The 10,681-nt window shown below is 47.1% G+C and carries 1 pseudogene; it reads right to left on the minus strand.

Annotated elements, in window-relative coordinates:
• Positions 1-31 precede the first annotated feature (31 nt).
• Positions 32-10,375: pseudogene (locus tag ABGV42_RS16610) on the minus strand (SDR family NAD(P)-dependent oxidoreductase); the annotation flags it as partial.
• Positions 10,376-10,681: the final 306 nt, after the last annotated feature.

Consider the following 10,681-nt stretch of genomic DNA (forward strand, 5'->3'; position numbering starts at 1 on the left):
GTTTCAAATGCGTAGCCATATAGTCTGCGAGCTTGGAAGTGGTGGAATAATCAAATATGATCGTATCATTTAATGACAGACCCAACTGACTGTTTAAGGTATGGATGAATTTCCCGACCAGAATGGAATCCAACCCAAGTTCCATAAAATTCGCTTCAACATCAAATTCATCGAGATCATCCAAGTATAAAAGGTCAAATAGAATATCCTTGATTCGTTGTTCGATCTCCATTATCCCGTACAAAGACTCCGCATCCTCTTCAATTACCACTGGAATAAACCCAGACTCGGTTTCTGGCTCAGCGATAGGAGGAGCTAACGTTTTCTCTGGTTGAACACTTACACTTAAGATATCATCCAACGAAATAAAGGGTTGGTTTTCGGTTTCGATTTCTCCGGGATGTCTTTGTTCGATTTCATTGGGCCAGAAGCGCTTTGCTTTGAACGGGTACGTAGGAAGCTCAGGCATATGCTGCGGTGCATAATCGCTATAAAGTTCCCCCCAAGGAATGGAAACGCCGTTTAGCCATAATTGCGCTAATGCTGACCAATTCTTTTGGACAATTAGTTGTTCAATCCGGTCGTCATGTATCGGCTCAAGTGAAGCAAACTCTGTACGATGATCCGACTCCTCGATCAGGAATTTCTCCATGCTTGTGATCAATTCTCCCGCACTGTGAGCAACAACAGCAAATCGACGTTTCATCGGTTCCCGTCTCAATTGCAGTACATAGGCGAGTCGACGTAAATCCAGACCAGGATGCTTCTCCAGGTACGCCTTCCAAATCTCCACATAACTTCTGAGCGTATGACTTGTTTTGGCAGAAAAAACGAAAAGACTCGGCGTCTCGTCGGTGGATACGTACGCGTTGTCCGTCGGGCTCTCGTATTCTTCCACAATAACATGTGAGTAGACTCCGCCCGCGCCAAAGCTGTTAATGCCGATACGTCTTGGACTTCTTTCCCCGTCCAGTTCCATCTCTGGCCATTCAGCCAATTTCGTTTCTACCGTAAACGGCAAGGCGTCAAAATTGATGCTCGGATTCAGCTGCTCCGGCAAACGAGTTGGGCATATTAACTTGTGCTTTAACTGCAAGAGCGCCTTAATAAATTGGGCCATTCCTGATACAGATTCCCCATGGCCCAAACTTGCTTTAATCGAACCTAATGTATAGAAATTGTTCTCGCCGTCGCGAGATTTCCCGAATACTTTGGTAATGGCAGACATTTCGATAGCATCAACCATCTCCGCGCCACTTGCCGCTGCTTCAATATGCCGGATGCTTCTCGGATCGATGCCGGCCGCGTCCAAAGCCTTTTGGATAACGGCAGATTGCTTCACTGGATCAGGCACATTGTAGCCATTCGTCCTCCCACTATGAGAAACGGCGCTACCTTTGATAACCGCCCAAATATGATCGTTATCTCGTTCCGCGTCAGACAATTTTTTCAGGACGACTGCTCCCACGCCTTCGGATGGAATAAATCCGTTGCCACCTTTACCGAATACAGTGCTGCTCGAACGATCAGAGAGTAGACCTCCCTGTGCGAGACTTGTGTAATTGCTCGGATGAGCATATAAGTTTACCGCTCCAACAACAGCCATCGACGTTTCCCCGTGTCGGATACTTTCACAAGCCTGATGAAGCGCTGTAAGCGATGAAGAGCACATCGTATCAACTGGAACGCTTGGACCATGGAAGTCCATGACGTATGATAGACGATTGACCATAGACGCAAAGGATGTGTTGTAAAATTGATTGGACGTCTCATTCCACAGATTGAAGCCTGTTTTAGTTACGCCACCAAATACGCCTATCTGATTGCGGATACTTTCATCCATTTTCGATGGCACATAACCCGCGTCTTCAACTGCTTTCCAGCACTGTTCCAAGAATAGGCGTTCCTGTGGGTCCATTCGCTGCGCTTCGGCTGGTGAGATGTTAAAAAATAACGGATCGAAATCAGCATACCCTTCCAGAAAACCACCCCACTTGCTGAAACTTTGCTGTTTGGACAATGCTTCTTCGCGGTTTGGGTTAAAGAATCCGCCCAGCGACCAACGTTCTTCAGACAGCTCTGTAATGCAATTTGTCCCACTTTTCAAGTTGTCCCAGAACTCGTGGATATTCCTCGCCATCGGGAATCGTCCACTTACACCTATGACGGCTATCTGCTCCTCTTCTTGACTGCCGGAACCAGCGTCATACCTATTCTTTTTTTTCGCTCCACGCCTACTCCGGTTCGGTAATAATGTTGGAAACACGTGACTTTCCTCAAAGGGATTTTTCGACATTAAACGTTGAGGTCTTGAAGCATCCTCATCCGATATGTCATCACCGATCCACTGTGTACATTCATACGGGTATTCCGAAGCCAGATATGTGCTCAAGGCTTCGATGTTTCGGTATTCAAAAAAGATCGTACTGGAAGCGTCCTTGAAATGATCCGTCAGTTTCTTGTTAAGCAGCGTTAGTTTGACAGAATCGACCCCATACGTCTCGAAAGGCTCCTGCACGTTAATTTGATCGCTGTGCAGTTTAATGCTTTCTCCAAATAGGACTGTCAGTTTGTGGATCGCCTGTTCTTTCAAACGATCGAAGTTGACTTCCCTTACTTGTTTCTGCGGCTGCTCGGTATTGTCGGCTAATTCGGCCAGTAGTATTTTTACTCTGATTTTGTCCGTATCCCCCTCCATAACGAGCACTTGATCCTGGTTTTGATCCAGCGCTTGATAGAGGGCGTTTATACCTGTTTCTGACTTCATCGGTACCATACCCAGATTGTCGAACATGATTTTCTCGATCTCTTTGTCAACATGCATGCCACCTTGTTCCCATAATGGCCAATTGATCGAAATGGTCTTCCCCTGTCGTTCTCCCTTAGCCACCAATGTATTACGATAACTTGCATAACCATCCATAAAGGCATTGGCTGCCGCATAATCTGCCTGCCCCGGATTCCCGAACTCTCCCGCTCCGGATGAGAAGAGAATGATAAAGTCGAGATTCATCCCACTTGTGAACGTATCGAGGTGGAGTAATCCGGTTACTTTCGGTCCTAACACTTCTGCGAACTCTTCTTCCGATTTATGAATGATTAATTGGTCCCGGATGATACCGGCGCTGTGAAAGATGCCGTTTAACCTGCCATAGTCCTCCACAATTTCGTCTATCAAGGTCTGAACTTGATCTCTGTCCGTTATGTCGACTCGCTTGTACTGTACGTTTGCCCCTCTTTCCTTCAAGGCGTACAACTGGGCTTCTTTCTCTTCAGACAGCGCTGAGCGTCCCGTCAAGATCAGCTTTACGTCTTTAATCGTTCGGCTCATCTCTTCGGCGAAAATCAACCCTAGTCCTCCGGCCCCACCGGTCAGCAAATAGACGCCGCCTTCCTTCCACGGCTGCTCATCTTTCTCATTTCTATCGGACAAACCCGACTCTTCAAAACTCTTCGTATATCTCGCACCGGCTTCATACTTAACCTCTCGGTCTTTCGGGCTGTGGCTGTCCGCTTCCAGCGTCACTGTAATCTCTTCTACCATGCTGCCAGCAGGCAGTTGAATAATCTGGAACATTAGTTTCGGATTTTCGAGCTGAGCTGTCTTGAGCAGTCCACCCAATCCCCGGAACAGCTCTCGATCATCGCCTGTAAAGACGACGAGCTGAATGAGAACATGACCTTTCGGCTTGCTCGACAGTATGTTTTGAAGCGCTCCGAATAATTGAACAGCATATTGCTCGAATCTGACATGCAGATCGCGTGCCTCGCTTCGGAATATTGTACAGCTCACTCCTTTGATCTGGGACTCGATCGCTTCGGAGGATATCGTTTGGTCCGCTTCACAAAGGAAGATATTGCGCAGCACATACTCAGGTGTTTCTGCTTGAAGAATAACTGACTTCTCCCATACGGGATGGAGCATCATTGATCCGATAACAGTCTTACTATCGTCAACGGCTTCCAAGGCTCTAAATCTGAAATTTTTCAGTCTCACCCGGATATTTCCGTTTTCATCGCATAAATCGATGTGGACGTTACGAACGTTAGTATCGAAATGATTGCTTTCACTCGTGCGCACGATCACCCACATGCTCTCCGTGCAACAGCCCGTCAGCTCCAGCTCTTCCAGGCTGACAGGCAGCCACAGTTGTGACATCGCTTGGGCTTTTGTCTCACCGTGACTGATCGATAAACCGATCATTGCTTGAATTGCCGAATTCAGCATAGTCGGATGAAGAATATAGGATTCTGACTCTTCTCTTAACGATTCAGGTAGGACAAGCTTAGCCAAAACACTGCCATTTCCAATGTACAGATGATCAATCCCTTGGAAGCCGCTTCCACATTCGATTCCGATGGCGTTTAATTTGCTATAGCATTGGCTTCCACTGAGAACCGTACCACTACATTCAGCTTGAATCCTGTGAAGATCCACACGCTCAGGCTGTGAGATTTTCTTCCTCGGGACCAGTTCCGCCCGTCCTTGGCCATGTACGATTTCATCTTGATCCGTCAACCCAGCGCTATAGATTTCATAGCCTATCTCATCTTTTTCCACTCGATAAATATCGATATGCAGCTCTCTGCTGCGCTCCTTCGCCGTGAAAGGACTTGACCACGCTATATTTTTCAAGATGATCGTATATTCTTCTGCCCGTGGTACGGATTCATGAATGGCTGCCCGGATCATCTCCAGGTACGCTATTTCTGGTAACCGTTTTTCTCCCAGGATTGCATAGTCGTTCAGGAAAAATTCATTCCCGGTCCATATGCTACTGAATTTTTGTCCATCAAAATTTGATGTATTCCGATGGAGCATCGGGTGCAAATAGCCTGCCTTAACGTTAACCGAAGCATCTGATTCCAATTCCGGAAGCCAGTACCGCTCCCGCGTAAAAGGATACGTTGGCAAACTGATTCGCTTCATCTTGCGATGAATGTGAAGCTTCTCCCAATCCACGTCTATACCCGTGATCCATAATTCCAATAACGTCGAATACTTCTTCCGCTCCACTAATAGTTGAATCACATTTTGAAATTCCTCATTCGATTTAAACAAGGTGAGCATATTTCTTTGCTTCTTGCCATTGCCTCTGTAAAGATTGGTGATGTCATGCTTCCCGAGCACGTATTTCTCCAGCTTTTCGGTTAGATCGTCCATCGAGCTTACGATGAAGCCCAGCCGTTCTTCCATGCATTCCCGGCCTACTTGCAGTGTATACGCCATATTTGCCAAGTGGTTATTATCCAATCGTTCAGCCTTTATCGCTTCTAACAACTGCACCGCCTGCTCCTTGAGGTTGTCTTCTCTTTTAGCCGATAAAAGAATGACTGCAGGGTCGTTCATCGTTATCTCAACGGGGTTGTCCACTTGGTTTCCTGGCACATATTCCTCGATAATAACGTGGCTGTTAGAGCCACCCGCACCAAAGGAAGAAATACCTGCGATTCTGGGATATTCCTTCTGTTCCCCATCAATCTCAACAATAGGCCGTTTCCATTCTGCCAATTCCTGTTGGACGCTGAAAGGGGTTTGCCCGAAATCGATATTGGCATTCAACACCTCCGAATGAAGACTCGGCACGTATTGTTTATATTTCATCTGCAGTAATACTTTCGTTACGCCTGCTATTCCTGCTGCCGCCTCCAAATGACCGATATTGCTCTTCGCAGATCCGATGGAGCAAAAGGCCTTATCGGTTGTGTGCGTTTCAAACGCTCTCGTTAATCCAGCAATTTCGATTGGATCTCCCAGCGAGGTTCCCGTTCCATGGGCTTCGATATAGCTAATCGTTCTCGGGTTCACATTGGCGTCCGTTATCGCCTTATCAATAACTTGGGTTAATGCGGCCGGATTGGGAACGGAATATCCGTTCGTCTTGCCGCCGTGATTAACGGCTGTGGATTTAATGACCCCATAGATCTGATCGCCATCAGCAATGGCTTGATTAAGCGGCTTTAACAGTAGGGAGCCCACTCCTTCACCGGGCACGTAGCCGTCTCCCCCGTCCCCGAAACTTTCGCATTTGCCTTTACTGGACATGAAGTTATACTGGCTCAAGAATAAATACTTGTTCGGATGTAAGGAAAGATTGACGCCACCGGCAATGGCAAGTTTGCATCTCCCTAACTTGATACTATCGCATGCTGCATGCAATGCCGTTAAGGAAGAGGAGCACATGGTATCAATCGCCATGCTTGGTCCATTAAAGTTGCAAAAGTAAGAGACGCGATTCGCAATGGAGGAGGCGATTCCCGATAACGCGACAGGGTTACCTCTCATTTGGCTCTGTATGCCAAGAAGCTGGTAGTCCATGAAGGTAGACCCTACAAAAACACCGATATTCCCGTTCTCGACTTTGCTCAGAGCCTCTCTTGTATATCCAGCATCCTCTATCGTTTCATAGACGCACTCCAAGAACAATCGCTCTTGCGGGTCCATAAATTCCGCATCCTCAGGCGAGATATTGAAAAACAATGGATCGAATTTATCGACATCATTGATAAATCCTCCCCATTTGCTATTGATCTTTCCAGTTTTAAACTTGTCCGCATCGTAATGGCGCTTGTAATCCCAACGTTCCTCAGGAATCTCAACGACACAGTCTTTTCCGAGCTTTAGATTTTCCCAGAATTCATGGATGTTGTTAGCCTGCGGATATCGGCCGGAGAGGCCTATAATGGCAATATCCATATGACTGCCGTCATGCCCTTGCGCCACATCCCCATGGTAATCTGTCCTCATTGGCTGAAGGACGCTTGATAATATTGTAGTTTTTTTGTGCTCCTTATCCTGGTCGTTTGATACGTTGTCAAAGGGAGCGTGGATTTCGAACAATTCCATCAGCTTTTCGCTGTATGTCTGCATGAAATAATCCGCTAATGCCTGGATGGTTTGATATTCAAAGAATATCGTCAGCGAAATCGGCCCAAGTGTATTGTTCACTTCTTCTGCCAACTGCTTAATCATGACGGAGTCGATGCCATAGCTCTCCAACGAAACGTCCGATTCAATCCGGTCGATCGGGATGCTGCTGACCATTGCGAGCAACTGCTTACAATAAAAGACCGTCTTCTCTTTCATAATCGTCGGCGTAGTAAGCTGTGCCAAATCCGCTTGAGCTGCAAAAGGTTCCTTTCGTTCGATGATTGGAGCTGTCGGTTTGACTTCCTCTGTACGTTTCGGTACATGTGCTCCGATTAATTCTGCGCTAGCATTGACGCCTGATATCCAGTAACGCTCCTTCGCAAACGGATAGGTCGGCAGGCTGATTCGTTTTGGCGTCGTGCCCATGTGAAGGCTTTCCCAATTCATATCCAGACCCTTCACCCAGAAACCAAGCAGCTTCCCATACTTCCCTTTACTAATCCAGGAATCGATCGCCTCCTGCAAATCATCATCCGCTTTGAAGATGGCTAGCGTATCCTTCTCTCTTATGACACGGCCAACGTACAGTTCTTCCACGTCATCCTCGCCAGTCAAATATCCATTTAATTTCCGCTCCAGCTCATGGATCGTGGTAACGGTCGTACCCAATCGTACTTCCATCGCTTCGCGCCCAACTTGCAAGGTGTATGCAATATTCGGTAGATCTTGGTCCTCATACTTTCCCAGTCTGATCTGCCGTAATAGTTGACTTGCCCGTTCTTTGAGATTCTCCTCTTCCTTCCCTGACAATACAATGACTGCAGGGTTGTCAGTCATAATGATTGGTGCGACCTCTGATTTTTGCTCAGGCATGTATTCTTCGATCACAAGATGGGCGTTTGATCCCCCCGCACCAAAGGCCGATATCCCCGCAAGTCTAGGCACTTCCTTCTTGGCACCGTCCCGCACAATGACTGGCCTTTTCCATTCTTCCAGCTCATGTTGCACTTTGAACGGCGTCTTCTCAAAATCGATGTTCGGATTTAATTCACTAGAATGCAAACTTGGCACGAGCTTCCCGTACTTCATCTGCAGCAGCACTTTGGTCACGCCTACGATCCCCGCCGCACTCTCCAGATGCCCTATATTGCTTTTGACCGAACCGATCGAACAGAATTGCTTATCGACCGTTTGATCTTCAAATGCCTTGGTCAGTGCTGTTATTTCAATTGGATCCCCGAGCGCCGTTCCTGTACCGTGAGCTTCGATGTAACTGAAATGTCTGGCATCTACATTCGCATCTTTTATTGCTCTTCTGATCATGCTCGCCTGTGCATTCGGATTCGGTACGGTGTACCCATTGGTCTTTCCGCCGTGATTAATTGCCGATCCCTTGATTACACCGTAAATCTGGTCCCGGTCTTCGATCGCTTTGGACAACGGTTTAAGTAGAATGGAACCGACACCTTCACCTGGCACATAACCGTCGCCGCCGGTACCGAAGCTTTCGCATCTTCCTTTACTTGACATAAAATTACCGCGGTCAAGCAACAGGTATTTATTCGGGTGAATCGAAACATTAACGCCGCCAGCAATCGCTAACTCGCATTCTCCTTGACGAATGCTTTGGCAGGCCAGGTGAATCGCAATCAATGATGAGGAACACATCGTATTTAATCCGATGCTCGGGCCATGAAAGTTACAAAAATAAGAAACGCGATTCGCGATAGAAGACGTTATCCCGCTAAGCGCAACCTTGTGACCTTTCGCTTGTTCCTGCGCTCCATAAAGCTGGTACTCGTCATACATGACGCCGACGTATACCCCCACATTCCCTTCCATGCCGGATCCTTGAACTTTGCTTAAGGCCTCTCTCGTATATCCCGCATCTTCCAACGTTTCCAGAACACATTCCAAAAATAACCGCTCCTGAGGATCCATGAACTCGGCTTCGCGTGGTGTAATATTAAAAAATAACGGATCAAATCGATCGACATCATCCAAAAATCCACCCCACTGTGCCATCGACTTGTTTTCATCTGCAAAAAGACGATAGTCCCAGCGCTCTTTCGGTATCTCGGTTATGCTATCCTTTCTATTGCATAAATTCTCCCAAAGTTCATCCACATTCTTGGCTTGCGGATACCGTCCTGCAATACCAATGATGGCGATATCCTCCTTCGCGGGTGTCGATCTGTTTGGTTTGTCCAAAGATGCGAATCGTTGATGTCCCGATCTTCTCTTTGACGGTTGCAAGGGCACATGACTAGCTGAAGATGCAGATTCAGCGGCAGGCTGCCGAATGTGGTGTGCAACACCCAACAGATCAATTAATTTGTCCCTGTGAGAATCCAGAAAGTAATCAGTTATAGACCGAATGTTCTGATATTCAAAGAACAGTGTCTTCGAGAGCGAACCAAAACTTTTCTCCAGCTCATCCGTCATTCGCATGATGACTAATGAATCGATTCCATACTTCTCCATCGGTGCGTCTGATTCGATCCGATTAACCGGAAGTTTTATAACGGACGAGAGCAGCTTTTTGAAATAATGCTCTGCTTTTTCTTGCAGCGTTTCTTGCGATACCGCCAGCCGATGACCACCTTCTGCTTCTGCTCCAAGGCTTGTCTTTGAATCCATGCTCCCACTGGCTTTATCCCCTAATTGGTGAAGGAATGTACTACGAAGCTTCTTGCGGTCTCCCTCCATAATCATCACCTGATCATGATCTTGAACTAGCGCCTGATACAAGGCATTGATACCGGTCTCCGTTTTTAGGGGGATCATACCCACACGCTCAACCATGCGCCGCTCGATCTCCTTGTCGACATGCATGCCACCTTGCGCCCATAACGGCCAGTTGATCGAGACCGTTTTCCCCCGGCGTTCTCCCTTCTCAGCCAACCGATTGCGGTAGCTTGCAAAGGCGTCCATGAACGCGTTCGCTGCCGCATAATCAGCCTGTCCCGGATTCCCGGTTTCCGCAGCTCCTGATGAGAAAAGAAGCATAAAATCAAGATTCATTTGGCTTGTGAACGTATCGAGGTTATGCAAGCCAGTTACTTTTGGCTTCAATACCTCGGCGAATTCTTCTTCGGTTTTGTGAAGAATATATTGATCACGAATGATACCCGCACCATGAAAAATCCCGTTTAATCTGCCATAGGCTTCCGTTATACCCGTGATCAATGCCTTCACTTGTTCTTTGTCTGTTATATCCACTCGCCGATAGTCGACGATGGCTCCCTGTTCCTTCAAGACGTTCAACTGGGTCTGTTTCGCTTCGGGCAGCTCCGATCTTCCCGTCAGAATCAAGGTGACATCCTTGATTTGCCTGGCTATCTCTTCGGTGAAGATCAGACCTAGACCTCCGGACCCGCCAGTTATCAAATAGACACCGTCTTCCTTCCACGGAATTCCTAGATCGCCGCTTCTCTCAAGCATCTCTGTCTCTTCCAGACTCTTCGTATATCTTACGTCTTCCACATAGCTAATCTCATGATCATTAAGATTCTGGCTGTCCGCCTCCAGCATTGCGGCAACATGTTCCAACTCGCTTCCCTCAGACAGCTGAATGATCTGATATTTCAGCTTCGGATTTTCGAGCTGCGCTGTCTTTAAGAGCCCTCCTAAACCTCGGAACAGTTCTTTATCGCCGCTTGCGAAAACAACAAGTTGAATGAGAATATTGCCTTTTGGCTTACTTGCAAGCATCCTTTTAACAGCAATAAACAATTGCTTTGCGTATTGTTCATACCGTGTACTTAAATCCGTAGATTCACTTCGAAAAATTCGGCATCTCGCCCCTTG

It is taken from the genome of Paenibacillus pabuli (assembly GCF_039831995.1).
Lineage (GTDB): Bacteria > Bacillota > Bacilli > Paenibacillales > Paenibacillaceae > Paenibacillus > Paenibacillus pabuli_C.